23 protein-coding genes are annotated in these 26,507 nt (G+C 67.5%); 6 read left to right on the top strand and 17 right to left on the bottom strand.

The window, feature by feature from the left end:
- The first annotated feature begins 15 nt into the window (after window positions 1-15).
- Window positions 16-825, top strand: coding sequence for an Rv1486c family protein (locus RHA1_RS35225; protein ID WP_041812260.1), 810 nt, complete (start codon window positions 16-18; stop codon window positions 823-825).
- Here the strand turns inward: RHA1_RS35225 and RHA1_RS35220 are convergent.
- From RHA1_RS35220 to RHA1_RS35185, 8 genes are all read right to left on the bottom strand, one after another.
- A complete protein-coding gene (locus RHA1_RS35220; RefSeq protein WP_011598893.1) occupies window positions 791-1,900 on the bottom strand; it encodes a ferrochelatase in 1,110 nt (369 codons plus the stop codon). The genes RHA1_RS35225 and RHA1_RS35220 overlap by 35 nt on opposite strands.
- A gap of 41 nt (window positions 1,901-1,941) precedes the next feature.
- On the bottom strand, window positions 1,942-2,739 hold the full coding sequence (inhA, locus tag RHA1_RS35215; RefSeq protein WP_005241845.1) for an NADH-dependent enoyl-ACP reductase InhA: 798 nt from the start codon (window positions 2,737-2,739) through the stop codon (window positions 1,942-1,944).
- Between the two features lie 47 nt (window positions 2,740-2,786).
- The gene (gene fabG1 / locus RHA1_RS35210; RefSeq protein WP_005241843.1) at window positions 2,787-3,536 is read right to left on the bottom strand and encodes a 3-oxoacyl-ACP reductase FabG1; all 750 of its coding nucleotides are present in this window, start codon (window positions 3,534-3,536) and stop codon (window positions 2,787-2,789) included.
- Window positions 3,537-3,599: 63 nt separating this feature from the next.
- Window positions 3,600-4,580, bottom strand: coding sequence for a VWA domain-containing protein (locus tag RHA1_RS35205; protein WP_009480477.1), 981 nt, complete (start codon window positions 4,578-4,580; stop codon window positions 3,600-3,602).
- Window positions 4,577-5,551, bottom strand: coding sequence for a DUF58 domain-containing protein (locus RHA1_RS35200; RefSeq protein ID WP_011598892.1), 975 nt, complete (start codon window positions 5,549-5,551; stop codon window positions 4,577-4,579). The genes RHA1_RS35205 and RHA1_RS35200 overlap by 4 nt, the downstream gene beginning before the upstream one ends.
- Window positions 5,548-6,723, bottom strand: a complete 1,176-nt coding sequence (locus RHA1_RS35195) for an AAA family ATPase (protein WP_011598891.1) — start codon at window positions 6,721-6,723, stop codon at window positions 5,548-5,550. The genes RHA1_RS35200 and RHA1_RS35195 overlap by 4 nt, the downstream gene beginning before the upstream one ends.
- 204 nt (window positions 6,724-6,927) lie before the next feature.
- Window positions 6,928-8,451 (bottom strand): NlpC/P60 family protein, encoded by a 1,524-nt coding sequence (locus tag RHA1_RS35190; RefSeq protein ID WP_009480474.1) that lies wholly within the window; start codon window positions 8,449-8,451, stop codon window positions 6,928-6,930.
- A 358-nt stretch (window positions 8,452-8,809) separates the two neighbouring features.
- Window positions 8,810-9,415: an Rv1476 family membrane protein gene (locus tag RHA1_RS35185; RefSeq protein ID WP_009480472.1), complete on the bottom strand. Its 606-nt coding sequence runs from the start codon at window positions 9,413-9,415 to the stop codon at window positions 8,810-8,812.
- A gap of 305 nt (window positions 9,416-9,720) precedes the next feature.
- Here RHA1_RS35185 and acnA point away from each other — a divergent pair, with 305 nt between their 5' ends.
- Both acnA and RHA1_RS35175 read left to right on the top strand, forming a co-directional pair.
- Window positions 9,721-12,525 (top strand): aconitate hydratase AcnA, encoded by a 2,805-nt coding sequence (gene acnA, locus RHA1_RS35180; RefSeq protein ID WP_009480471.1) that lies wholly within the window; start codon window positions 9,721-9,723, stop codon window positions 12,523-12,525.
- 180 nt (window positions 12,526-12,705) lie between these two features.
- Window positions 12,706-13,272 carry a TetR/AcrR family transcriptional regulator gene (locus RHA1_RS35175; protein WP_009480470.1) on the top strand — a complete coding sequence of 189 codons (567 nt, stop codon included), beginning with the start codon at window positions 12,706-12,708 and terminating at the stop codon, window positions 13,270-13,272.
- A 25-nt stretch (window positions 13,273-13,297) separates the two neighbouring features.
- Here the strand turns inward: RHA1_RS35175 and RHA1_RS35170 are convergent, their stop codons facing one another.
- Window positions 13,298-13,513, bottom strand: coding sequence for a helix-turn-helix domain-containing protein (locus RHA1_RS35170; protein ID WP_005255033.1), 216 nt, complete (start codon window positions 13,511-13,513; stop codon window positions 13,298-13,300).
- Window positions 13,514-13,586: 73 nt separating this feature from the next.
- Window positions 13,587-15,218, bottom strand: coding sequence for an ABC-F family ATP-binding cassette domain-containing protein (locus tag RHA1_RS35165; RefSeq protein WP_009480469.1), 1,632 nt, complete (start codon window positions 15,216-15,218; stop codon window positions 13,587-13,589).
- A 644-nt stretch (window positions 15,219-15,862) separates the two neighbouring features.
- Here RHA1_RS35165 and RHA1_RS35160 point away from each other — a divergent pair.
- On the top strand, window positions 15,863-17,011 hold the full coding sequence (locus RHA1_RS35160) for a lycopene cyclase family protein (RefSeq protein ID WP_029537770.1): 1,149 nt from the start codon (window positions 15,863-15,865) through the stop codon (window positions 17,009-17,011).
- Window positions 17,012-17,051: 40 nt separating this feature from the next.
- Window positions 17,052-17,939 carry a non-homologous end joining protein Ku gene (gene ku / locus RHA1_RS35155; protein ID WP_443216062.1) on the top strand — a complete coding sequence of 296 codons (888 nt, stop codon included), beginning with the start codon at window positions 17,052-17,054 and terminating at the stop codon, window positions 17,937-17,939.
- Between the two features lie 66 nt (window positions 17,940-18,005).
- On the opposite strand, the gene RHA1_RS35150 is transcribed toward ku, so the two are convergent.
- From RHA1_RS35150 to RHA1_RS35120, 7 genes are all read right to left on the bottom strand, one after another.
- Window positions 18,006-18,425 carry a metal-sulfur cluster assembly factor gene (locus RHA1_RS35150; RefSeq protein ID WP_009480466.1) on the bottom strand — a complete coding sequence of 140 codons (420 nt, stop codon included), beginning with the start codon at window positions 18,423-18,425 and terminating at the stop codon, window positions 18,006-18,008.
- Entirely contained in the window at window positions 18,422-18,937 is a 516-nt protein-coding gene (gene sufU, locus RHA1_RS35145; protein WP_009480465.1) for a Fe-S cluster assembly sulfur transfer protein SufU, read from the bottom strand. The genes RHA1_RS35150 and sufU overlap by 4 nt, the downstream gene beginning before the upstream one ends.
- Window positions 18,934-20,193, bottom strand: coding sequence for a cysteine desulfurase (locus RHA1_RS35140; RefSeq protein WP_009480464.1), 1,260 nt, complete (start codon window positions 20,191-20,193; stop codon window positions 18,934-18,936). Before RHA1_RS35140 ends, sufU begins: the two co-directional genes overlap by 4 nt.
- A 6-nt stretch (window positions 20,194-20,199) precedes the next feature.
- Window positions 20,200-21,009, bottom strand: a complete 810-nt coding sequence (gene sufC / locus RHA1_RS35135; protein ID WP_009480463.1) for a Fe-S cluster assembly ATPase SufC — start codon at window positions 21,007-21,009, stop codon at window positions 20,200-20,202.
- Window positions 21,010-21,054: 45 nt separating this feature from the next.
- Window positions 21,055-22,284, bottom strand: a complete 1,230-nt coding sequence (gene sufD / locus RHA1_RS35130) for a Fe-S cluster assembly protein SufD (RefSeq protein WP_009480462.1) — start codon at window positions 22,282-22,284, stop codon at window positions 21,055-21,057.
- Window positions 22,284-23,744: a Fe-S cluster assembly protein SufB gene (gene sufB, locus RHA1_RS35125; RefSeq protein ID WP_009480461.1), complete on the bottom strand. Its 1,461-nt coding sequence runs from the start codon at window positions 23,742-23,744 to the stop codon at window positions 22,284-22,286. Before sufB ends, sufD begins: the two co-directional genes overlap by 1 nt.
- A 94-nt stretch (window positions 23,745-23,838) precedes the next feature.
- Window positions 23,839-24,624, bottom strand: a complete 786-nt coding sequence (locus tag RHA1_RS35120) for a helix-turn-helix transcriptional regulator (RefSeq protein ID WP_009480460.1) — start codon at window positions 24,622-24,624, stop codon at window positions 23,839-23,841.
- A gap of 96 nt (window positions 24,625-24,720) precedes the next feature.
- Here RHA1_RS35120 and mptB point away from each other — a divergent pair, with 96 nt between their 5' ends.
- Window positions 24,721-26,505, top strand: a complete 1,785-nt coding sequence (gene mptB, locus RHA1_RS35115; protein ID WP_011598888.1) for a polyprenol phosphomannose-dependent alpha 1,6 mannosyltransferase MptB — start codon at window positions 24,721-24,723, stop codon at window positions 26,503-26,505.
- Window positions 26,506-26,507: the final 2 nt, after the last annotated feature.

Raw genomic sequence — 26,507 nt, 5'->3', positions numbered from 1 at the left:
ATATGCTCGTTTATCGTGACTTCACCCAGCGCCACTCTCACCGTGTGGGCCAGTTCCTGGCTCGCCGGGAACAGTGCACCCGACGACGTCATCGACGCCCTCCACGCGTGGGCGCCGATGCATCTCGCCTGCGCCGGGGACGAGGAGACGGCCGGCCGCACCGGGCTGCCGTGGCCCCACCCGCGGGACGCCGGGGTGACGGCGCTGCTGCAGGCGATGCGCCGCTCGGTGTCGCAACCCGAGACCGAGATCCGGCTGGTGCTGCCCGGCCCGGGAGACGTCCGCGGGCTTCCCGCGGGCACCGAGTTCGCGTCCGCCGCGATCAGCGCAGGCGAGGGTGTGCTCGTCGGACCGCCCGGCCGGTCCGGAACGGGGTTGGTCCCGCACGTCGAGGGTCCCGACGTGCTGCGCTGGACGGTGTCGACGATCGAGCGGCTTCCCCTCGACGCCCACCACACCGGGCTGGGTGAGGCCGAGTTCTCGATGCGGCAGGCGGTGCGCGACGCCGCGGCCGCGCTCGAGGCGCTGCACATGCTCGATTCCGGTTTCGGCGCCGATCCGCGCGCGCTGATCGCCGATGCGCTGGCGCAGTCCGCGCGGCACCGGTATCCGACGACGATCGCCCCGCGGGCGCTGCGGATCCTGGACTCGGCCGATCAGGTGGCCGCGATCCTCACGGTCGCCGAGCAGATGGCCCCCGCACGCACCGTGTCCGCGTCGGGTGCGGCCACGCTCGAGGACCTGCTGCGGCCGCTGCGGTCGGCGGTGCGCTCGGCGCGCACCGCCGCCGTCAATGCGTGTGCGCGGGGCGGCCTGACGGCCTGACGACGGCCTTGCAGCAGTCGACCGCGCAGGACTGACCGTCGAGGGTCGAACCGAGCAGCGGCTCGGACCCGAGCCGCTCGGCGGGCGTGCCGGACAGTTGCTCGGTCACGAGTGCGACGACGAGTTCCGCGAAACGCCGATCCGTTCCGGGGGTGGCGGCACGGACGAAGTCGATGCCGAGGTCGGCCGCCCTGTCCCGGGCCTCGGTGTCGAGATCCCACACCACCTCGAGGTGATCGGACACGAATCCCACCGGGCACACGATCACCGCGCCCACCGCGCGGGCGGCGAGGGCGTCGAGGTGGTCGCAGATGTCCGGCTCGAGCCACGGCACCTGGGGTGGCCCGGACCGGGACTGCCACACCAGGTCGAAGTCGTCGAAGCCGGCGGCGCGGGCGGTGAGCCGGGCCGCCTCGGCCACCTGCCGGCTGTAGAGATGACCGCCCTCCGCGGGCGGTCCCGCGTTGAGGTCCGCGGACACCGGCACGGAATGCGCGGTGAACACCAGCCGTGCGTCGGCCCGCCGGTCGGCGGGCAGCTGCGCCGCGGCCTCGCGGACGGCGTCGGCGAACGCACCGATCAACAGCGGGTGGTCGTAGTACTGCCGCAGCTTCCGCAGGTGCGGTGCCCCGTCTCCGGCCGCGGCCCGTGCCCGGGCGACGTCCTCGTGGTACTGCCTGCAGCCCGAGTACCCGCCCCACGCCGACGTCGGGAACACGAGCGCGGATCGCACCCCGTCCGCGCCCATCCGGGCGACGGTGTCCTCGACCATCGGATGCCAGTTCCGGTTACCGAAATAGACGGGCAAATCCATTCCGGCGCTTGCCAATTCGGATTCGACGCGGGAGATGATGTCGCGATTGAGGGCGTTGATCGGCGACACACCCCCGAAGTGCAGGTAGTGCTCGGCGACCGCGTCCAGACGTTCGGGCGGCACCCCCCGGCCCCGGGTGACGTTCTCCAGGAACGGGCGCACGTCGGCGGGCTGCTCCGGACCCCCGAACGACAACACGAGAAGGGCATCGAACCGGGAACCGGAACCGTCCGTCGAATTCGCAGCGATCATGATCCCCATCTTCCGTGGTGCCGTTCGGGGCGCACTCCCCGGGTCGTGCCCTAGCCGGCCATCGCGTGGGCGCCACCGTCGACGTAGATGATCGACGCGGTGGTGCCGGGCAGCCAGTCGGACAGCACGGTGCACACGGTCTTCGCGACCGGCTCCGGGTCATCGACGTTCCAGCCGATGGGCGCACGCTCGTCCCACGCCGTGTTGAGTTCGTTCATCTGCTTGGCGTCGTCGGTGGCGGTACCGGCGATGGCCTTGGCGGCGAGGGTCTTGATCGGGCCGGCCGCGACGAGGTTGGAGCGGATACCGCGTTCGCCGACCTCCTTGGCGACATACCGGTTCACCGACTCGAGCGTGGCCTTGGCGACGCCCATCCAGTTGTAGAACGGCACCGCGCGCGCGGGATCGAAGTCCATGCCGACGATCGACGCGTTGTCGTTCAGCACCGGCAGCAGCGCCTTCGACAGCGACGCGTACGAGTAGGCGGAGACCTCGAACGCCACTCCCACATCCGACCACGGTGCGTCGAAGAACGGGCTGCCCAGGCAGGACCGCGGCGCGAACGCGATGGAGTGCACGACGCCGTCGACACCCTCGGGCGCGATCTCCCGGATGCGGTCGGCGAGGCTCGCGAGGTGCTCCGGGTTCTGCACGTCCAGTTCGAGCGCGGGCGGCACCGGCTGCGGCAGGCGCTGCGCGATGCGATCGATCAGCCGGAGACGGTCGAATCCGGTGATGATCACCTTGGCGCCCTGTTCCTGGGCGACCTTGGCGACGTGGAACGCGATGGACGCGTCCGTGATGATGCCGGTGACGAGAATGGTCTTACCTTCGAGCAATCCGCCCATGAGGTGTCCTCCTGTGAGAAAAAGTCCGGGAAGTGGAGTGGGGAGAGCTAGTGGCCCATGCCGAGGCCGCCGTCGACGGGGATCACCGCGCCGGAGACGTAGGCGGAATCGTCGGAGGCCAGGAAGCTCACCACCGCGGCGACCTCCTCGGGCTTGCCCTGCCGCTGCAACGGAACCGCGCCGGTGATCATGTCCTTGTACTTGTCGTCCAGGACCGCAGTCATGTCGGTGTCGATGAATCCCGGGGCCACCACGTTTGCGGTGATCGACCGGGAACCGAGCTCACGGGTCAGCGACCGTGCGATGCCGACCACGCCGGCCTTCGACGCCGCGTAGTTCACCTGGCCGGGACCACCGGCCAGACCGACGACGGACCCGAGGAACACGAACCGGCCGAACCGCGCCCGCAGCATCGACCGTGTGGCCCGCTTCGCGACACGGAACGCGCCGGTCAGGTTGGCGTCGACGACGGAGGTGAACTGCTCCTCGGTCATCCGCATGATCAGCGTGTCGTCGGTGATGCCGGCGTTCGCGACGAGAACCTCGACGGGACCCTGGTGCGCTTCCACCTCCTTGAAGGCGCGGTCGACCGACTCGGTGTCGGTGACGTCGCACTGGACGCCGAACAGGCCGTCCGGCGCACCCGAGCCGCGGTGCGTGACCGCGACCTTGTGGCCGTCCGCCGCGAGGCGCTGCGCGACAGCGAGGCCGATCCCGCGGTTGCCGCCGGTGACGAGCACCGACCGAGGAGTGGACACCGTCCTAACTGACGCGTCAGTAGTTTGTGGGGTAGACATGGGGATCAACCTATCTGTTCAGATGTGCAGGAGTGGAAGCGCGGGGCCGCGGTGGAACGCAGATCACGGCAGCCGTTGACGCAGGACCAGCGCGAGGATCAGCCCCGCCGTGGCGGACAGGACACCCAGCACGAGCCAGGGGCGGCTGGCGTCGCCGCGGGTGGTCTCGAAACCGATCTGCTCCTCGAGGGTGTCGTAGACGTCACGCAGTTCCTCCAGGCTCGACGCCGTGAAGAAGCTGCCCCCGGAGAGATTCGCGATCTCCCGCAGCGACGGATCGTCGACGGGCACGGGGATGCGTTCGTCCTCGATCTCGACCTTGCCGTAGCTGGTGCCGAACGAGATCGTCGAGATGGGGACGTCCTTGTCCTTCGCCTGCCGGGCCGCGGTGAACCCTCCGCGCGGATCGTCCGGGTTCTCGGGGACCGTCTGCTTGCCGTCCGAGAGCAGCACGATGCGGGCGGGCGGCGCCTGATCACTGCCGCCGAGCACCGCGGCCAGGGTGTCGATCGACTGCAGCGACGTGAAGATCGCCTCACCGGTGGCGGTCCGCTCGCTCAACTGCAGATTGTCGATCGCGACCTTCGACGCCTCCCGGTTGGTGGTCGGCGACACCAGCACCGAGGCCGTGCCGGCGAAGGCGACGAGACCGAGATTGATGCCGGGGGTGAGCCCGTCGGCGAACGACTTCGCGGCGTCCTGCGCGGCGGCCAGCCGGGTCGGTTCCACGTCGGTCGCCTTCATCGACAACGACACGTCGATGACGAGGATCACGGTGGCCCGGTTCCGCGGAACCCGCTTGTCCTCCGTCGGTCCGGCCAGCGCCACACTGAAGAACACCAGCGCCAGCACCATCAGCAGCGCCGGAATGTGCCGGGCCCGGCCCGGCCGCGACGGCGCCACCTTCTCGAGGAGCGCGAAGTTGGTGAACCGGAGGGTGTGCTTCTGCCGCTGACGCTGCACCCACACGTATCCCGCGACCAATGCCACGACGACCAGGAGGAACAGCAGCCACCACGGTGAGGTGAACTGGGAAAGGCTCACCGGCGGGACCTCTGGTTCGTCGCGGTCCCGTAGCTGTGCTTCCGGGCGGACACGAACCGCACGACGTCCGAGATCCAGTCCCGGTCGGTCCGCAGACTGAGCAGCGGGGCGCCGCAGCGCCGCAACGACTGCTCCACCTGCAGGCGGTGCTCGTCCGCTGCCCGCGCGAAGTCGGCGCGCAGTTGAGGTGTGGTCGTGAACTCGCGGGTCCGTCCGGACTCCGGATCGTGCAGCACTACATCCCCTATGTCGGGTAATTCCAGATCTCGCGGGTCGAGCACCTCGACACCGAGTACGTCGTGGCGGCCCGAGATCGCCCGCAGCGACCGCTCCCAGTCGATCGGCCCCAGGAAGTCACTGATGACGACGGCCAGACCGCGGCGACGCTGGGGTCGGCGCAACGACTCCACCGCACCCTGCAGGTCACCCCGCACCCCGTCCGGGGCGTGCGGGGTGGTCGCGATCTGACGCAGCATCGCCTGCGCATGAATGCGGCCGCCCCGGGCCGGGATCCTGGTGGTCTGGGCGCCGGTGGAGACGATCGCCCCGATCCGGTTCCCGCCGCCGCTGGTCAGATGCGTGACGGCGGCGGCAGCCGCCACCACGAGGTCCCGCTTCTCGCAGCCGGCGGTCCCGAAGTCGAGGCTCGACGACAGGTCGACGACGAGCCACGTCTCGAGTTCCCGGTCGGCCACCGACTGCCGGACGTGCGGGTGCGTCGTCCGGGCGGTCACCGACCAGTCCATCTGACGGACGTCGTCGCCCGGCTGGTACTCGCGGGCATCACCGGGTTCGGAACCCGGGCCCGGGATCAGGCCCAGATGGTCGCCGTGCAGCACCCCGTCGAGGCGGCGGCGGACGGTCAGTTCCAGCGTCCGCAGCGCGGCGGACAGTTTGGGATCACGGAGTTCGCCGGAGCGAAACGACGGCGGCGGGCCGGAACTCTGCGCACCGGCGGTACGCGCACTCACCGTGGCTGGCTCATCGCCGTCGGTCCGGGCACCGACGTGGACGGGACAGGCGGTCCGTGGTGACCGGCGGGGCCGGCCGGGACCGTCGTCGGCTGTGCGGCGATCTGCGGCAGACCCACGGTCTGCAGCACACGGGAGATGACGTCGTCCGGGCTGACCTCGTCGGCGAGAGCGTCGTAGGACAGCACGAGACGGTGACGAAGCACGTCCGGGATCACCTCGAGCACGTCCTGCGGCACCACGTAGTCACGCCCACGCAGCAACGCCAACGCGCGGGCCGAGGAGATGATGCCCAGCGTCGCGCGCGGCGACGCGCCGTACGCGATCCAGCCGTCGACCTCGGGGAGACCGAACTCGGCCGGCGTGCGCGTGGCCGCGATGACCCGCACCACGTAGTCGACCAGCGCGTGGTGCACGAAGACGCCGCTCGCGACCTTCTGCAGGCGGACGAGTTCCTCGGGATCGAGGACCTGGTGGGGTTCGGGCGCATCGACACCCATCCGGTAGACGATCTCGCGCTCCTCCTCCACCGTCGGGTAGTCGACGAGGATCTTGAACAGGAAGCGGTCGCGCTGCGCCTCCGGCAGCGGGTACACCCCCTCGTTCTCGATCGGGTTCTGCGTCGCCATCACCAGGAACGGGTCGGGCATGTGGTACCGCTTGCCGCCGATCGACACGTGCCGCTCGGCCATCACCTCGAGCAGCGCCGACTGCACCTTCGCCGGCGCGCGGTTGATCTCGTCGGCGAGCACAAAGTTCGCGACGACGGGACCGAGTTCGGTGTCGAACTCCTCGCGCCCCTGCCGGTAGATGCGCGTACCGATCAGGTCGGTGGGCACCAGGTCGGGGGTGAACTGGACACGCGAGAAGGATCCGCCGACCACCTTCGCGAACGTCTCGACGGCCAGGGTCTTCGCGACACCCGGCACACCCTCGAGCAGCACGTGCCCTTTCGCGAGCAGACCGACCAGGATCCGCTCCACGAGCCGGTCCTGCCCGACGATCACGCGCTTGACCTCGTAGATTGCGCGTTCCAGCGTCTGGACATCGGCGGCGAGATTGGGCGCGACCGTCTTCGTCGTCGCGCTCTGCGTGCCCGCGTTCTGTGAGGGTGCATTCGGCGCGGTGACGTTCTGGGGACCCGATCCGTTGGCCGCACCCCCGTTCTTCACACCTTCGGGAGCGGCCTTCGCGGGCGACTCCTTCCGGGCTGCACCCTCCGATACCGCATCATCACGTGAGGTCACCAAGAATCCACCGCTTTCACCTAGATCGTTCCGCCCGTTCACGTACTTGCTCAACTATTCCAGGTGCAAGCAACCCCCGCCGCAACCAAGCACGATCCGCACTGCGGACTACTTCATCGACATCATGGATCACGACACCATACGGACAGCGTAAGGGGTCATGCCGTCCCATCGCACCGGGGAGATCTGGACGGTCGATCCGGACTGCGGGGCCTCCAGCATTTCGTCGTTTCCGAGATACAGGGCGACATGCTGGCTGGCGTTCGGGCCCCAGAAGATCATGTCGCCGCGCTGCATCTCCTCCGAGGGAACCTGCTCGCCCGCGGTGTATTGATACCCGGTGTAGTGAGGCAGGGAAATGCCGATCCCGGCGAACGCGTAGATCATCAGACCGGAACAGTCGAAACCGACCTTGTTGAAGTCGCCGTAACTGTCGGCGACACCGCCGTCGCGGATGCCGAGGGTGGGTCCGTTCTCGTCGCCGCCGCCCCACGCGTACTCCACACCGATCTGGGACAGGCCCCGGTCGATGACGGTCTCGATGGCCTCGCTGCCGGTCAGGTCCTCACCGCTGGTCGACGGTTTCGACTTGGGGGTGGACTTCGGTGTGGTCGTCCCGCCGTCGGCGGAGTAGTCGGAGTCCTCGTCCTCCGAGTCCTCCTCGATCGTGGTGTGCGCGCGCTGCCCGGCGGCGAGTTCCGCGGCGCGCTGTCGAGCCGCCTCGTTGGCGGCGACGCGCGCGGCGGCCTGTGTCGCGGCTTCCCGGGCCGCGGCGGCGATGGCCGCCTTCTGCGCGTCCTCGGCGCGTTTCTGCTCCTCCCACGTCGCGTATGCCTCACGCTGCCCCTGCAGCCCCGCGACGTTCCCGCGGGCGGCCTCGAGCTGGGCCTGGGCGGCGGCGCGGTTGCTCTCGATCTGTGCCTTCTTGGCAGCCTGATCCTGCAGCGCCGACCGGGCGATCGCGATCGCCTGCTCCGCGAGCGACTTCTTCGCCGCGGCCTGGTCGGCGGCCACGTCCGCCTGCTGCTTGGCCTCGCGTGCCGCGGAGTCCTTGTTGGCCTGCGCGGTCCGTGCCCGCTGCAGACCCTCGAGCACCGCATTCTGGCTGGTGGCCAGGAGTTTCAGAACCTGCGCGCGATCCAGGACGTCGCCGGGCCCCTGGGCGCCCAGGTAGGTCGAGATCGAGGAGACGTTGGTGCCCTGCGTGTAGCTCGACCGGGCGTACTTGTCGAAGTCCTTCTGCGCGAGTTCGATCTGCGCCCCGGCGTCGCGCAGCGCCTGCTGGGAGGCCCCGACCACATTGGCCGCCAAATCGGCTGCGCTGCGGGCGTTCTGCAGATCGACCAGCGCCCGGTTCACGTCCTCGCGCTTGATGGCGACCTCGTTGTCGAGCTGAGCGAGCTGCTGATCCGCGGAGGCCACCTGGTTGATCAGTTCACTGACCTGTCCGAGGCCCGCCGACACCTGGGTCTGGGCCTGCGCGATGTCGTTGTCGGACGGATTCGGCGGCGGGGGTGGTACCGCGGCGGCCAGGCCGGGCGTGCTGCCCACCAGAGCTCCGACGATGCCCAATCCGATCAGGAGGCGCGCCGTGCGAGTGTGCCCGCGGGAGAAGCTACGGTGCCCCACTCCAGCTCGTGCTTGTCGCTTCACAACTCTCTCCCTCGGTTCTGCACCGATCACGCACACCGCGCCGTGCTCGTCGTGGGGAGAAATTTGCGGAAGCCACACCTACCCGTGCTTCGACGACACCGGCATACACCGGATCGCCGTCACTCTGGACGTCAATCACCAGCCTGCGACACTTCTTCCCCAAGAGCGCCAAATGCACCGTACGACACTTCCGGACTCTATGGAAACTTTAGTCACAAATAACACATGAGTAATTTGACCAGCGGAAATGTCGAACTGTGAATCGTCGGCGCTATTTACGCGCATCGACGCAGGCAGCGGCCACAGTCGGGCGAATCGTGAAAATTGCCGCCGAGTTATCCCGGAAATTCGGGAGGCGTCAGGGCTTCTGTCGCTCGTACGACGTGCCGGCCCCCGCGGCGTTGTCGCCCTTTTCCGCGGTGTCGTCACGCGATCCGGACCTGCGGCGCGATTTCGCGAAGAACGTGGCGCCCGACGCGATCACGACGATCGCGACGATGACGGCCGTGAACAAGGCCCACGGGGGTCCCGGCTCGATCACCTCGTCGACGAAGTGATTGGCGGAGACCACCGCATCGCCGGTGTAGGTGCGGTCCTGACCCGATTCGAGCAGGACCCGGCTGATCGAATCGCTGTACGTGCCGACCCAGCTGGGACTCAGCACCAGAACGGTGCCGCCCTCTTCCGCCCCGACCTCGGTCGCGAGGTCGCGCAGCTGCGAATCGCGGCCGGGATCCTCGTCCAGCACCACGATGCTCAGCTTGATCCCGTGGTCGGCCGCGCGATCGACCACGGCGGCGAGGTCACTCGCCTCGTCGGACGGCGCCGACACGCCGTCGTCGGACACGTCCGCGACCACGTCGGAGACGTCGATGTCTTCCGGAAGGTCCGTCGACAACGGGAGGGCCGACTGGACGGGGAGCATGACACTGGCAGGAAGTGCGGTGGCGATAGGGGCAGGCATCTCTCATCCGGGTTTGCTGTAGGAACGTAAGCCTCGCGTGAACACTACGTGAGGAGTCCCCGAAGTTCCGTTCCGTCCGCGCGCGTCCCGCATCGGAGTCGAGCAGAATCGCCGGGGGGTCCACGCTCGATCCGCCCCGAATTCTCACAGGACAAGCGTACTGTTAGACTATCGGAGGTACCGCGGTATGGGCCGATTCCGTCATCGCTAGCACGACAGCGCACACGGATCAGCCGTGCCCGCAGTGCCTGCAGCCGTCGACACAGCCCCGTCGGCGGCGACCCTCATAGACGAGTGGAGCTGACGTGAGCACGAGTATTGATTCGTTCGGCGCCAAAGGCACCCTCGAGGTCGGTGAGAACTCCTACGAGATCTTCCGCCTCTCGGCCGTGCCCGGCACCGAAAAATTGCCCTATGCACTGAAGGTTCTCGCCGAGAACCTGCTTCGCACCGAGGACGGCGCGAACATCACCGCCGACCACATTCGCGCCATCGCGAGCTGGGATCCCTCGGCCGACCCGAACGTCGAGATCCAGTTCACGCCTGCCCGCGTGATCATGCAGGACTTCACCGGCGTCCCCTGCATCGTGGACCTCGCCACCATGCGTGAAGCGGTCACCGCACTCGGCGGCGACCCGAACAAGGTGAACCCCCTCGCACCCGCCGAAATGGTCATCGACCACTCGGTCATCATCGACGTCGCCGGCCGCGCAGACGCCTTCGAGCGCAACGTCGAGATCGAATACTCCCGCAACGGTGAGCGCTACCAGTTCCTCCGCTGGGGCCAGGGCGCGTTCGACGACTTCAAGGTCGTCCCCCCGGGCACCGGCATCGTCCACCAGGTCAACATCGAGCACCTGGCCCGGACGATCATGGTCCGCAACGGCCAGGCGTACCCCGACACCTGCGTCGGCACCGACTCGCACACCACCATGGTCAACGGCCTGGGCGTGCTGGGCTGGGGCGTCGGCGGCATCGAGGCCGAGGCCGCCATGCTCGGCCAGCCCGTCTCCATGCTGATCCCGCGCGTCGTCGGCTTCAAGCTGACCGGTGAGATCAAGCCCGGCGTCACCGCCACCGACGTGGTCCTCACCGTCACCGACATGCTCCGCAAGCACGGCGTCGTCGGCAAGTTCGTCGAGTTCTACGGCAAGGGTGTCGCCGAGGTTCCGCTGGCCAACCGCGCGACGCTCGGCAACATGAGCCCCGAGTTCGGTTCCACCGCCGCGATCTTCCCGATCGACGCCGAGACCGTCAGCTACCTCCGCCTGACCGGCCGCACCGAGGAGCAGCTCGCCCTCGTCGAGGCGTACGCGAAGGAACAGGGTCTCTGGCACGACGCCGACCACGAGCCCGAGTACTCCGAGTACCTCGAACTGGACCTCGGTGACGTGGTTCCGTCCATCGCAGGCCCGAAGCGCCCGCAGGACCGAATCCTGTTGTCGGACTCGAAGAACGCGTTCCGCAAGGACATCCACAACTACGTGGAGGAGCACCACCCCACGGGTCACTCGCAGCTCGACGAGGCCGTCGAGGAGTCGTTCCCCGCGAGCGATCCCGCCGCCCTGTCGTTCGCCGACGACGGCGCCGTCGACGTGCAGTCGGCCGCCAACGGAGCCGAGGGACGCCCGACCAAGCCGGTCAAGGTCCTGTCCGAGGACAAGGGCGAGTTCATCCTCGACCACGGTGCGGTCGTGATCGCGTCGATCACCTCCTGCACCAACACGTCCAACCCGTCGGTCATGCTCGGCGCCGCCCTGCTCGCCCGCAACGCCGTCGAGAAGGGCCTGTCCGCCAAGCCGTGGGTCAAGACCTCCATGGCACCCGGTTCGCAGGTCGTCACCGACTACTACAACAAGTCCGGCCTCTGGCCGTACCTGGAGAAGCTCGGCTTCTACCTCGTCGGCTACGGCTGCGCCACCTGCATCGGCAACTCCGGCCCGCTGGACGAACAGATCTCGCAGGCGATCCAGGACAACGACCTCACCGCCACCGCGGTGCTGTCTGGTAACCGCAACTTCGAGGGACGCATCTCCCCCGACGTGAAGATGAACTACCTGGCTTCCCCGCCGCTGGTCATCGCGTACGCCCTCGCCGGCACCATGGACTTCGACTTCGAGCACGACGCCCTCGGCCAGGACGCCGACGGCAACGACGTGTTCCTGAAGGACATCTGGCCCTCTCCCCAGGAGATCCAGGAGACCATCAACTCCTCGATCAGCCAGGAGATGTACGTCAAGGGTTACGCGGACGTCTTCAAGGGCGACGAGCGCTGGCGTGGACTGCCCACCCCGGAGGGCAAGACCTTCGAGTGGGACGCCAACTCCACCTACGTGCGGAAGCCACCCTACTTCGACGGCATGCCGAAGGAGCCGACCCCGGTCAGCGACATCAAGGGCGCCCGCGTGCTCGCGCTGCTCGGCGACTCGGTCACCACGGACCACATCTCCCCGGCAGGCAACATCAAGGCCGGAACGCCCGCGTCGCAGTACCTGGACGCGAACGGCATCGACCGCAAGGACTACAACTCCTACGGCTCGCGTCGCGGCAACCACGAGGTGATGATCCGCGGCACGTTCGCGAACATCCGTCTGCGCAACCAGCTCCTCGACGACGTCTCCGGTGGCTACACCCGCGACTTCACCCAGGACGGCGGCCCGCAGGCGTTCATCTACGACGCGTCGCAGAACTACCAGAAGGCCGGCATCCCGCTGGTCGTGCTGGGCGGCAAGGAGTACGGCTCCGGATCGTCCCGTGACTGGGCCGCCAAGGGCACCAGCCTCCTCGGCGTCAAGGCCGTCATCACCGAGTCGTTCGAGCGCATCCACCGCTCCAACCTCATCGGCATGGGCGTCGTGCCGCTGCAGTTCCCGGCCGGCGAGTCCGCTGCGTCGCTGAAGCTGGACGGCACCGAGGTCTTCGACATCGAAGGCGTCGAAAAGCTCAACGAGGGTGTCACGCCGAAGACCGTCAAGGTCACGGCAACCCGCGAGAACGGTGAGAAGGTCGTCTTCGACGCGGTCGTGCGCATCGACACGCCCGGCGAGGCCGACTACTACCGCAACGGCGGCATCCTGCAGTACGTGCTCCGCAACATGATCAAGGGCTAGGCGCTCTAGGCGCTACCGCGCCTGTGCGCGTTTTCGGCCAGGACAGGCACTAAGCGCGCACGACCATCTTCGAGCGGATCTCACCGTCCCGGACACATGGTCGTGCGCGCTTAGTGCATGAGGTGACCTTTCTCGCGAAGGGCCGAAACGCGCACAGGCGAACGACGAAGGAGGAAGCCTTTGCCCAAGGTCAGTGAAGACCATCTCGCGGCACGGCGCAGTCAGATCCTCGACGGCGCCCGCCGCTGCTTTGCCGAATACGGCTACGACGGCGCCACCGTCCGCCGGCTCGAAGAAGTGACCGGACTGTCACGCGGGGCGATCTTCCATCACTTCAAGGACAAGGACGGCTTGTTCCTGGCGCTCGCCCACGAGGACGCGACCAGGATGGCGGACGTCGTCGCCCACGAGGGCCTCGTCCAGGTGATGCGGGACATGCTCGCCCAGCCCGAACAGTTCGACTGGCTGGGAACCCGGCTCGAGATCGCCCGGCGGCTGCGGAACGATCCCGACTTCCGCAGAAGCTGGTCACAGCGGTCGGCGGAACTCACCGAGGCGACCATGGCGCGCCTCGCGCGGCAGAAGTCCGCGGGCCGCCTCCGCGACGACGTACCGACCGACGTCCTGATCGGCTACCTGGACCTGGTTCTCGACGGCCTCGTCGCACGCATCGCCTCCGGGCACGCCGGCGACAACCTGTCGGCCGTGCTCGACCTCGTCGAGGAATCCGTCCGACGCCGCGACTGACACCGCACTCCCCCACCGACACCGGTCAGGTCTTGCGACGGTGAGCTCCGCCTCGTCCGCGGAGCTCCACCTCGGACTCCGCAAGAATGTTGCGGACGAATCCGTACGATCTCCCCATTTCACGGGCGAGGGAACGAATACTCGCTCCGGCCTGGTAGCGCTCCTTCAGCTCCGCCTGCAGATCGGCGCGCGACGGTCCCGTGATCCGAGCGCTCTTGGCGAAGACCCCGATGTCAGCCATGAACTCCTCCAGTCGGCGAGCGACGGTGGTTTCCACGGTAGAGCCCCGCGACGGCGATATCTACGCGCAGTGCTCAGGCGAGCTGGATCAGTTCCAGGTAGTCCTGCGACCAGTGGTCCTCCGTGCCGTCGGGCAGGAGAATGACCCGTTCCGGGTCGAGTGCCTCGGCCGCACCCGGGTCGTGTGTCACCAGCACGACGGCACCAGTGTAGCTGCGGAGCGCGTCCAGCACCTGCTCGCGGGAAACGGGGTCGAGGTTGTTCGTCGGCTCGTCGAGCAGCAGGACGTTCGCCGCGGACGACACGAGACCCGCGAGCGCGAGACGCGTCTTCTCACCACCGGACAGGGTGCCCGCGGGCTGCTCGAGCTGCGGCCCGGTGAACATGAACGCACCGAGCAGCGAACGCAGCTCCTGCTCCCCCGTGTCGGGGGCCGCGTGGCGAATGTTCTCCCACACCGACGCGTTGTCGTCGAGTGTGTCGTGCTCCTGCGCAAAGTAGCCGATCTTCAGCCCGTGTCCGGGAACGAGTCCGCCCGCGTCCGGCGTCTCGACGCCGCCGAGAATGCGCAGCAGCGTCGTCTTACCGGCACCGTTGAGACCGAGCACGACGACGCGTGACCCACGGTCGATCGCGAGGTCCACTCCGGTGAAGATCTCGAGCGAACCGTAAACCTTGGTCAGGTTCTCCGCCATCAGCGGAGTCTTGCCGCACGCGGCCGGCTCGGGGAACCGGATCCGGGCCACCTTGTCGGACACGCGTTCCGCGTCGAGGTCGGACATCAGCTTGTCGGCGCGCTTCGCCATGTTCTGCGCCGCCACCGCCTTGGTGGCCTTCGCGCCGAGCTTCGCGGCCTGCGCGCGCAGCGCACCGGCCTTCTTTTCCGCATTGGCGCGCTCACGGCGACGACGCTGTTCGTCGGTCGCGCGGGCGTCGAGGTACTTCTTCCAGCTCATGTTGTACACGTCGGCCTCGCCGCGCACGGCGTCGAGGAACCACACCCGGTTCACGACGTCGTTGAGCAGATCGACGTCGTGGCTGATCACGATCAGACCACCCTCGTGGTTCTGCAGGAATCCCCGCAGCCAGGTGATCGAGTCGGCGTCGAGGTGGTTGGTCGGCTCGTCGAGCAGAAGGGTCGTGTCCGACCGTCCGCCGCTACCGTCCGATGCCGCGAACAGGATGCGCGCCAGTTCGACACGGCGGCGCTGACCACCCGACAGGGTGTGCAGCTGCTGGCCGAGGATGCGGTCGGCCAGGCCGAGGCTGTTGCAGATGCGTGCGGCTTCGCTCTCTGCCTCGTACCCCCCGAGGGCCGAGAAGCGGTCCTCGAGATTGCCGTACTTGCGCACCGCCTTGTCGCGCTCGGCGTCGTCGACGACCTCCGACATCAGGATCTGCTGCTTCTCCATGTCCCGCAGCAGCGCGTCGAGGCCGCGCGCGGACAACACGCGGTCCTTCGCGAGGACGTCGAGGTCGCCTTCTTTCGGGTCCTGCGGGAGGTATCCGAGGTCGCCGGTGCGCACCACGGCACCCGCATACGGCTCCCCCTCCCCCGCGAGAATGCGGAGGGTGGTCGTCTTGCCGGCACCGTTGCGGCCGACCAGCCCGATGCGGTCGCCGGGCTGCACCCGCAAAGCCGGCCCGGGCGCGGACAGCAACGTCCGCACTCCAGCTCGAACTTCCAGGTCGGTAGCGGTGATCAACAAGACTCCTAGGAAAATGACGCTCGCGTTGAATGAGAAAAACTGCGCAAAGAACACACGAACCAGCAATTTTACCCGACCGCCGGCGACTCGGAACACGCCCGCCAGTGATCCCGCTAACGTTCGCGGCCGTATCCGCTCGTAGAAAGCCTCTGGCCTCTTCGTCGTCGGCCTGGCGATCGGGTGTGATGCAGTCGCGAGGTGTGCGCTGCGGTGACGACGGTTGGTGGGATGAGTGAATGCCACCACGGTAGTTCGGGAAACTAGGATGTTCCGTCCGGGCCCGACTCAGTACACCGACTCCCAACCTGGTGGACCGGGAAGCGCGACCGGCATGTTTCGGGACCTCGCAGGCGCATCCGGGTTCCCCGCCCCGCGCAATTGCATCTCGTCCAACGCACCGCGCTCCCCCACGCCCGCTTAGCCGGGCCACGCGTCAGCACTCCCCTCAACGCCCCCACTGGTCCGGGCCGGCCGTGGCGAGTCGACGGGAGCGCGACGTGCGCCGGGTGGAGCCCCACTCCCCCGAGCCATTCGGAGCGTACGACGATGAGTTCGGTAAATATTGTAGTTCCGTCCGGGTCCGACTTTGGAACGGAGGCTTGTTTCGACAGGGATCTCGGCCCCCGTGTCAGGCTTGCTGCGTGACAGCATCTCCCCGCCCAGCGATCTGGGACGTTGCGATCGTGGGCCTCGGGCCTGCCGGCCGCGCCCTGGCACACAGGGCCACGGCTCTCGGTGCGACGGTCGTCTCGGTCGACCCACTCCCCCGCAGATCGTGGACCGCGACGTACGCGGCGTGGGAAGACGAGCTCCCCAGCTGGCTCCCGAGGGACGCGGTCGAAACGAGAACTTCTCGCCCGGCAGCCTGGACGACACGTCGCCACATCATCGATCGCACCTATTGTGTTTTGAATACACCCTTACTGCAATCAATACTCAGTAGGGAATGTGGAACTGTTCTCCCAGGCAGAGCCGTGGACCTCTCCCCCACCTCCGTCCAGCTGGACGGAGGGTCCACGCTGGAGGCGCATGTCGTCGTCGACGCCCGCGGCACCGGCGACAGCCCCGACCTCGCCCAGCAGACGGCATACGGCGTCGTGGTGGACCCCGACACGGCCGCACATGCGCTCGCCGGCGAGGCCGCGGTGTTCATGGACTGGCGCCGCGACAACGGCACATCACCCTCGGACGCGCCGTCCTTCCTCTACGGGGTTCCGCTCGCGCACGACCGGTTCCTGCTCGAAGAGACCTGCCTGGTCGGTCGCCCGCCACTCCCGATCTCGGAACTCGCCACCCGACTCCACGACCGACTCCGACAGCGGGGCGTCACCGCGCCGTCCCATTCGGACGTCGAGAGAGTCAGATTCGCCGTCGAGCCACCTCCCGAGGCGGGTCGTGCCCACAGCTCGGATCAGGTGCGCTTCGGGGCCCGCGCCGGGTTGATGCACCCCGGAACGGGCTACAGCGTCGCAGCGTCGCTCCTGTGCGCAGATGTTCTAGCCCGCGATCTTCGTGACGGTTCGAACGCGCGACTGTGGTCGTGGAAGGCCCGCACCGTCGCGTCCCTGCGGTCGGTTGGTCTCCGCGTCCTCCTGAATCTGGATGCGGAACACGTCCCCGAATTCTTCGAGCATTTCTTCGATCTGCCGCCACAACTCCAGGCGGCATATCTATCTGAACGATCGAATCCGCGCGGCACCCTGTCGGCAATGGGGCGGATGTTTCGGGCATCCTCCGGCGATATCCGCAGTGTGATTCTCCGTTCGACGCTTCGCCGGGAAGTTCGATGAACTGTCGCGCGAACGCGAAAAGGAGACCATCATGGAACGCATGCGGTCGATATGGAAGGGCTCGATAGCGTTCGGACTCGTGAATGTGCCGGTCAAGGTCTATTCGGCAACCGAGGATCACGACATCAGGTTTCACCAGGTCCATGCCAAGGACGGCGGCCGGATCAAATACAACCGCGTCTGCTCCGAATGCGGCAACGTCGTCCAATACGCCGATATCGACAAGGCCTACGACTCCGACGACGGCGTGCGCGTGGTGTTGACGGACGATGATTTCGGGAAACTGCCTGCCGCCGAGAAACACGAGATTCCCGTTCTGCAGTTCGTGCCGACCGAACAGATCGATCCCATTCTGTTCGAGAAGAGTTACTTCCTCGAACCGGATTCCAGCTCTCCGAAGGCGTATGTCCTTCTCGCGACTGCCCTCGAGAACAGCGACCGCACAGCCCTCGTCCACTTCACCCTCCGGCAGCGCACCCGACTGGCCGCGATGCGGTCACGCGACGGGGTGCTGGTGATCCAGACGCTGCTGTGGCCGGACGAGGTACGCGTCGCCGAGTTCTCCTCGCTCGACGGCGTCGACAAGCCGAAGGCGAAGGAACTCGCGATGGCCGAGACGCTCGTCGACAGCATGGCCGACGACTTCGACCCCACCGAATTCACCGACGACTACCAGGTGCAGTTGCGTGAACTGCTCGACGAGATGATCGAGTCGGGCGGCAAGAAGGTCATCCCCGTCGCCGAGGTCGAGAAGAGCGGCGAGGACGCCGAAGTGGTGGATCTGGTGGCGGCCCTGCAGCGCAGCGTCGACGCCGCCGGGAAGAAGGCCGCACCGGCCAAGAAGAAGCCGGCGAAGAAAGCTCCGGCCAAGACGGCGGCGAAGAAGGCCACAGCGAAATCATCCAGTTCGGAACGCAAGCGCGCCTGAACCGACGCGGAGGGGCTCGGCGAGATGCATCTCGCCGAGCCCCTCCGCGTTACCCGTGGTGGGTGGTCAGACCGTGAAGCCGAGCGCGCGCAACTGCTCGCGGCCGTCCTCGGTGATCTTGTCGGGGCCCCACGGCGGGAGCCACACCCAGTTGATCTTCAGTTCGTTGCACAGACCGCTGCGCACGAGCGCGCCCCGCGACTGGTCCTCGATGACATCGGTCAGCGGGCAGGCCGCCGACGTGAGCGTCATGTCGAGGGTCACGACGTCCTCTTCCTCGGTGATCCCGTACACGAGACCGAGGTCGACGACGTTGATGCCGAGTTCGGGGTCGACGACGTCACGCATCGCCTCCTCGAGCTCCTCGAGGCGTTTCGGGTCGGTAATCGCACCCGACGCGGCGGTGGCGGTCTCGCCGCCTTGGTCGGCCGTCGCCTGCTCCGGTACGGCCGTGGCGTCCGCCTCCGGCGTCTGCGTCTCGCTCATGATGCCTGTCCTCCGATTCGAGCTGGTTCGCCGTCTGCTGTCGGAACGGCCGAATCCCGTTCGTCCACGACCCGGTCGTCCACTATTTGAACAACCGCGTCCTTGAATGCCATCCATCCCAGTAGCGCACACTTCACGCGAGCCGGGTACTTCGAGACGCCGACGAAGGCGATGCCGTCCCCGAGGACGTCCTCGTCCCCCTCGACGGTACCGCGGCTGCTGACCATCTCGTTGAATGCGGTAACGGTCTGCAGGGCCTGCTCGACGGGCATCCCCACCACCTGATCGGTGAGCACCGATGTCGACGCCTGGCTGATGGAACAGCCCTGGCCGTCGTACGACACATCCACGACGGTGCCGTCGTCGGCGAGCTGCACACGCAGCGTCACTTCGTCACCGCACGTGGGATTGACGTGGTGTACTTCTGCGCCGAACGGTTCGCGCAGGCCGCGGCCGTGGGGATGCTTGTAGTGGTCCAGGATCACTTCCTGGTACATCTGTTCCATTCTCATGCAGGAACCTCCCCGAAGAACTCCTGTGCGCGCCGCACCGCCGCCGCGAGCGCGTCGATCTCGTCGACCGTGTTGTACAGCGCGAACGACGCCCTCGCCGTGGCCGCGACACCGAAACGACGGTGCAGGGGCCAGGCGCAGTGGTGGCCGACGCGGATGGCGACCCCCTCGTCGTCGAGGATCTGACCGAGATCGTGTGCGTGGATCCCGTCGACCACGAACGACACGGCCCCGCCGCGGTCCTCGGCCGTCGTGGGTCCGATGATGTGCACGCCGTCGATGGCACCGAGCGCCGCCAGTGCCGCCTCGACCAGGGTGTGCTCGTGCGCCGCGACCGCGTCCATCCCGATCTCCTCGAGATACCGGACTGCTGCGCCGAGCCCGACCACCTGCGACGTCATCGGAACGCCCGCCTCGAACCGCTGTGGCGGCGGCGCGTAGGTGGTGCGTTCCATCGTGACGGTCTCGATCATCGAACCACCGGTGATGAACGGCGGCATCGCGTTCAGCAGTTCGCGGCGTCCGTACAGGACACCGACGCCGGACGGGCCGAGCATCTTGTGCCCCGAGAAGGCCGCGTAGTCCACGCCGAGCGCGTGGAAGTCCACCGCCATGTGCGGGACCGACTGGCACGCGTCGAGTACCACCAGCGCACCGACCGCGCGGGCGCGACGCACCAATTCCTCGACGGGTGCCACCGCCCCGGTGACGTTGGACTGATGGGTGAACGCCACGACCTTGACGGCGTCGGTCAGCTCGAGCGAATCGAGATCGATCCGGCCGTCGTCGGTGACGCCGTACCAGCGCAGCGTCGCACCGGTACTGCGCGCGAGTTCCTGCCACGGCACGAGATTGGCGTGATGCTCGAGTTCGGTGATGACGATCTCGTCGCCGGGGCCGAGGTGCCGCTCGAAGCGGTCGTCGCCGAGGACGTGGGTGACGAGATTCAGCGATTCCGTCGCGTTCTTGGTGAACACGAGTTCGTCGCTGTCGGCACCGACGAACGCGGCGATCGCCGCGCGCGCGTTCTCGTACGCGTCGGTGGCCTCTTCGGCGAGTTGGTGAGCGCCTCGGTGCACGGCCGCGTTACAGGTGGTGAGGAACTCCCTCTCGGCGTCGAGCACCTGGTTCGGGCGCTGCGACGTCGCGCCCGAATCGAGGTACACCAGCGGTTTTCCGTCGCGGACCGTACGCGCCAGGATCGGGAAGTCCTCCCGGATCCGGGTGACGTCGAACACGCGCACCGAGGTGGTCATCTGCGTTTATGCTCCTTGCGTTGCTGCAGCCTGGGTGAAGCGCTCGTAGCCCTTCGCCTCGAGCTCGTCGGCCAGTTCCGGTCCGCCCGACTCGACGACACGACCGCCGACGAACACGTGGACGTACTCCGGCTTGATGTATCGGAGGATGCGCGTGTAGTGCGTGATCAACAGGATTCCGCCGTGCTGGCGCTCCTTGTAGCGGTTCACGCCCTCGGAGACGACGCGCAGGGCGTCGACGTCGAGACCGGAGTCGGTCTCGTCGAGGATCGCGATCTTCGGCTTCAGGAGACCGAGCTGCAGGATCTCGTGGCGCTTCTTCTCACCACCGGAGAAGCCTTCGTTGACGCTGCGCTCGCCGAACGAGGGGTCGATGTCCAGCTCGGTCAGCGCTTCCTTGACTTCCTTCACCCAGTGACGGAGCTTCGGGGCCTCGCCGCGGACTGCGGTGGCCGCGGTGCGCAGGAAGTTGGACATGGAGACGCCGGGAACCTCGACGGGGTACTGCATCGCGAGGAACAGTCCGGCGCGGGCACGCTCGTCGACGCTCATCTCGAGGACGTTCTCACCGTTGAGGGTGATGGTGCCCGAGGTGATCTGGTACTTGGGGTGACCCGCGATGGCGTACGACAGCGTCGACTTGCCGGACCCGTTGGGTCCCATGATCGCGTGGGTCTCGCCGGAACGAACCGTCAGGTTCACACCCTTGAGGATGTTGATCGGGTCAGCGTTCTCGTCGGTGTTCGCGACGTCGACGTGCAGGTCCTTGATTTCCAGGACCGAGATTTCGGGGGTGGAAGCGTCAGGGGTAGACATTGTGATCCTTCGAAGAAATGGGAAGTAGTGGTCCGGCGGCTCGGGTCACACGCCGACTGCGGCGAGTTCGGCCTCGACAGCTGCCTCGAGGCGCTCGCGAATCTCGGCGACGGCGATCTTGTTGATGATCTCGTGGAAGAACCCGCGCACGACGAGTCGCCGTGCCGCATCTTCGGGGATTCCGCGGGCGCGCAGGTAGAACAACTGCTCGTCGTCGAATCGTCCCGTGGCGCTGGCGTGGCCGGCACCCACGATCTCACCGGTCTCGATCTCCAGGTTCGGTACCGAGTCGGCGCGTGCACCGTCCGTCAGGACGAGATTGCGGTTCAGCTCGAACGTGTCGGTACCTTCGGCCGCGGCGCGGATCAGCACGTCGCCGATCCACACGGTGTGGGCGTCGGGCTTGCCCGAATTCGGATCACCCTGCAGGGCGCCCTTGTAGACCACGTTGGACTTGCAGTGCGGCTGCGAGTGATCCACGAGCAGTCGCTGCTCGAAGTGCTGTCCGGCGTCGGCGAAGTACAGGCCGAGCAGTTCGGCGTCGCCGCCCGGGCCGTCGTACTTGACGGTCGCGGACAGGCGGACGAGGTCGCCGCCGAGGCTGATCGCGTTGTGGCGGAGCACCGCGTCACGGCCCAGCCGCGCGTGATGCGACGCGACGTGCACGGCGTCGTCCGCCCAGTCCTGGACGGCGACCACGGTGAGGCGGGCGCTGTCGCCGAGAACGAATTCGACGTTCTCGGCGAACGTGCCGCTGCCGCGCTGGTCGATGACGACGGTCGCCTTCGCGAAGGCGTCGAGCCGGATCTGCAGGTGCCCGAAGGCAACCTTGTCCTCGCCCGGGCCGGTGACCGTGATGTTGATGGTCTCGGCGACCTCGACCTCACGGCCGACGGTCACGACGGTGGCCGTCTCGAAACCCGAGTAGGCCTGCGCGGCAACCCGGTCGGCGGGCACGCCGGCCTTGCCCAGCCGGTCGTCGTCTCGTCCGACGGTCTCGACCTGGACGGAGTCCGGACCGGCGACGTCGACGGTGACCGTGCCGTTCGCGACGGCCGTTCCGTCGTGCAGTCCGCGGAGTCGGCGCAGCGGTGTGAACCGCCAGACCTCGTCGCGACCACCCGGGACCTCGAAGGCGTTGACGTCGAACGAGGTGAAGACCTCACCCTTGTTCTTGATCGGCGAGCCGGTGGCGGTTCGCGCTATCCGCGGATTCTCGCCTGCGACGGCTCCCGCGACTCCGAGATTCTGGACACCAGTTTCTGGCGTGGTCACTAACCCACCGCCCCTTCCATCTGCAGTTCGATCAGGCGGTTCAGTTCCAGGGCGTACTCCATCGGGAGTTCCTTGGCGATCGGCTCGACGAAGCCGCGCACGACCGTGGCCATGGCCTCGTCTTCGGTGAGCCCGCGGCTCATCAGGTAGAACAGCTGGTCGTCGCTGACCTTCGAGACGGTGGCCTCGTGGCCCATGGTCACGTCGTCCTCGCGGATGTCGACGTACGGGTAGGTGTCCGAGCGGCTGATCTGATCGACCAGCAGCGCGTCACACTTGACCGTCGACTTGGAACCGTGAGCACCCTTGTTGACCTGGACGAGTCCGCGGTATGACGCGCGTCCGCCGCCACGTGCCACCGACTTGCTGATGATCGTCGACGACGTGTACGGCGCGAGGTGCAGCATCTTGGCACCGGTGTCCTGGTGCTGTCCCTCACCGGCGAATGCCACGGAGAGAACCTCGCCGCGGGCGTGCTCGCCCATCATCCAGACGGCCGGGTACTTCATGGTGACCTTCGACCCGATGTTGCCGTCGATCCACTCCATGGATCCGCCTGCCTCGACCTTGGTGCGCTTGGTGACCAGGTTGTAGACGTTGTTCGACCAGTTCTGGATGGTCGTGTAGCGGCAGTGGCCGCCCTTCTTCACGATGATCTCGACGACCGCGGAGTGCAGGGAGTCCGACTTGTAGATCGGCGCCGTGCAGCCCTCGACGTAGTGCACCGAGGCGCCCTCGTCGACGATGATCAGGGTCCGCTCGAACTGGCCCATGTTCTCCGTGTTGATGCGGAAGTAGGCCTGCAGCGGGATGTCGACGTGCACACCCGGCGGGACATAGATGAAGGAGCCACCCGACCACACCGCGGTGTTCAGCGCGGAGAACTTGTTGTCGCCGGCGGGGATGACCGTGCCGAAGTACTCCCGGAACAGCTCGGGGTGCTGCTTCAGGCCCGTATCGGTGTCGAGGAAGATCACGCCCTGCGCCTCGAGGTCCTCACGGATCGAGTGGTACACCACCTCGGACTCGTACTGAGCCGCGACACCGGCGACGAGGCGCTGCTTCTCTGCCTCGGGGATGCCCAGCTTGTCGTACGTGTTCTTGATGTCCTCGGGCAGGTCTTCCCAGCTCTCGGCCTGCTTCTCGCTCGAGCGCACGAAGTACTTGATGTTGTCGAAGTCGATGCCCTCGAGGTTCGAACCCCAGTTCGGCATCGGCTTCTTGTCGAAGGTCTTCAGCGCGCGCAGGCGGATGTCGAGCATCCAGTCCGGCTCACTCTTCTTCGCCGAGATGTCGCGCACGACGTCTTCGGACAGACCGCGCTGCGCACTGGCACCGGCCTCGTCGGAATCGGACCAGCCGTACCCGTAATGCCCGAGTGACGCGATGGTCTCTTCCTGCGTGAGCGGCTCGGCGTTGGCCGACGCAGTGGATGTCACCTGGTCTGATGTGACGGTCATGCGAGCTCCTTCCGGAGTCTTGTTACGAGACCGGCGAGGGCTGGTCGCCGGTGGAAAACGGTTGCTGACTAGGGGATCTATCGGGAAAGCGTTGTTATTTGGGACCGGACGGCGGGACGAGTGGAACGTGGGTGGTGCATGCGCAGTCGCCGTTCGCGATGGTCGCGAGCCGCTGGACGTGGGTGCCGAGCAATTGGGCGAACGCTTCCTGCTCGGCTTCGCACAGTTCCGGGAACTCCTCGGCCACGTGCGAGACCGGGCAGTGGTGCTGGCAGATCTGCACGCCGTTGCCCACCGGGCGTGTCGACGCCGCGAACCCCGCGGTCGTGAACGCGTCGGCGATGGCGTCGGCGGTGGTTTCGAGGCCTTCGGCGCTCTGATCGGCGGCCGGGGTCACGTTTCCGACGATCGCCTGGACTCTGCGACGAGCGAAATCGGTGATCGCAGCGTCTCCCCCGACCTCCCGCAGTTGACGCATGGCCGCGCCGGCGAGGTCGTCGTACGCGTGTCCGAGCCTGCCGCGGCCCTTGGCGGTGATCTGGAAGTATTTGGCGGGTCGCCCTCGTCCGCGGTGACGCACGGCGACGGAGGACGCCTCGCGCGCCTCACCGGAGTCCAGGAGTGCGTCGAGGTGCCGGCGGACACCGGCGGCACTGAGGCCGAGGCGGGTTCCGATTTCCGATGCGGTGATCGGTCCCTCCTCGAGGAGGAGCTTCACGACGGCAGCGCGGGTATGGCCTTCGTGGCCGACGGCGACGGGTGACGCGGTTCCGACAGGCGCCGCCGAGGAAGGCGCGTGAACTGCGCTTTCCGTCGTTGCACGTGGTGTCGTTTCCGTTTTCACAACACCAGTGTGACGGAATTCGGATCGCAGGTCCACTAAGGGTGCCCTGCCTTACACCTGTGATTATGTGCCGCCCGGCCCCGGGAATACTGGCCGAACCGCTTGTGTTGGGCGCACCGCTACGCTGCCTTTGTGCCGCAGACCCCCGAGAACCCGGAGCCGACCCGCGCGGAGCCGACCTTCACGGCTCGCGCCGCTCTTCGACATCCGGCCGAGCTCGCCCGCCGGGCGCTGGGCATCGACGGCCGCTCCCCGCGCGCCTCGGTGGCGGCCGCGTTGCACGGCGACGAGCCGGAAACCGCGGGGCTGAACAAGCAGGAAACCGCACAGCTCCGCGGGATCCGCCGGTTCGGCGCCACCGGAGCCGTCCTGATGGCGGTGGGCGCGCTGGGCGCAGGCGCCCAGCCGGTCCTGCAGAACCCGGTCCAGGGGCTTCGCGTCATCGGGCTTCCCGCCCGGATCCCCAGCGTCGCGTTGACGCTCACCATGACCGGCACCGTGATGATCGTGCTCGCGTGGCTCCTCCTCGGGCGCTTCGCGATCGGCAGCCTGCAGTCCGGGGCCGTGCGTCGCCTCAACCGGTCCCAGCTCGACCGCACCCTTCTGCTGTGGATCATCCCGCTGTCCGTCGCGCCGCCGATGTTCAGCAAGGACGTGTACTCGTACCTCGCGCAGAGCGAGATCGCGGCCCGCGGGCTCGATCCCTACGCGATCGGTCCCGCCGGTGCGCTCGGGGTCGATCACGTCCTGACCCGGACCGTGCCGACGATCTGGCGCGACACCCCGGCGCCGTACGGGCCGCTGTTCCTCTGGATGGGGCGCGGGATCAGCTGGCTGACCGGCGAGAACATCGTCGCGGGGATTTTCCTGCACCGGCTGCTGGCCCTCGCCGGTGTGGCCATGATCGTGTGGGCACTCCCCCGGCTGGCGCGGCGCTGCGGTGTCGCCGAGGTCAGCGCCCTCTGGCTGGGCGCCGCCAACCCCCTGCTGCTGTTCCACCTGGTCGCCGGAATTCACAACGAGGCCCTGATGCTCGGCCTCATGCTGGCCGGAATCGAGCTGGCGCTGCGGGCCGTCGAACGATCGGAGCCGATCCGCGGGCAGTCCCTCCTCCTAATGCTGTCGGGGGCGGCACTCATCGCCCTGTCGTCGACGATCAAGATCCCCTCCCTCCTCGCATTGGGATTCGTGGGGATGGCGCTGGCCCGGAGATGGGGCGGAACACCGAAAGCGGTGCTCACCGCGGCCGCCCTACTCTGCGGGGTGGCCCTGGTGGTCACCCTCGTCATCAGCACGTCCAGCGGACTCGGCGTCGGCTGGGTACACACCCTCGGCACCGCGAACGCGGTCCGCAGTTGGATGTCCATCCCCACGCTCCTCGGGCTGGGCACCGGACTGGCCGGGGTCCTGCTGGGCCTCGGCGACCACACGACGGCGGTGCTGAGCCTGACCCGGCCGATCGCGGCCGTCGCTGCGGCGTTCATCACACTGCGGATGCTCGTCGCGACGCTCGTCGGCCGGATCCACGCGGTCGGCGCGCTGGGGCTGTCCCTCGGCGCGGTCGTCCTCCTCTTCCCCGTGGTGCAGCCCTGGTATCTGCTGTGGGCGGTCCTGCCGCTCGCGGCCTGGGCCACGGCACCCGCCTTCCGTGTCCCCGCCATCGTCTTCTCGTCCATCGTCAGCGTCATCCTGATGCCGAACGGCGGCGAGTACCAGCCGTTCGTCATCGTGCAGGCCGCCATCGCCACCATCTTCACGGCCGGAACGCTGATCGTGATCACCCGCAACCGGCTGCCGTGGCGGGTCGGTTCGGAGCAGCAGCCGACCGTGCCGGAAACCCCGGATCCGCCCCGGGACGACGCCGACGCGGAAAGCCGGGGCACCGGCCGGGTCACACCAGGCCAGGGCTTACGCTGATT

Origin of the sequence: Rhodococcus jostii RHA1, assembly GCF_000014565.1 — a bacterium.
Lineage (GTDB): Bacteria > Actinomycetota > Actinomycetes > Mycobacteriales > Mycobacteriaceae > Rhodococcus_F > Rhodococcus_F jostii_A.
The sequence above is the reverse complement of the archived record's forward strand: the minus strand, read 5'-3'. Positions and strand labels throughout refer to the sequence as shown.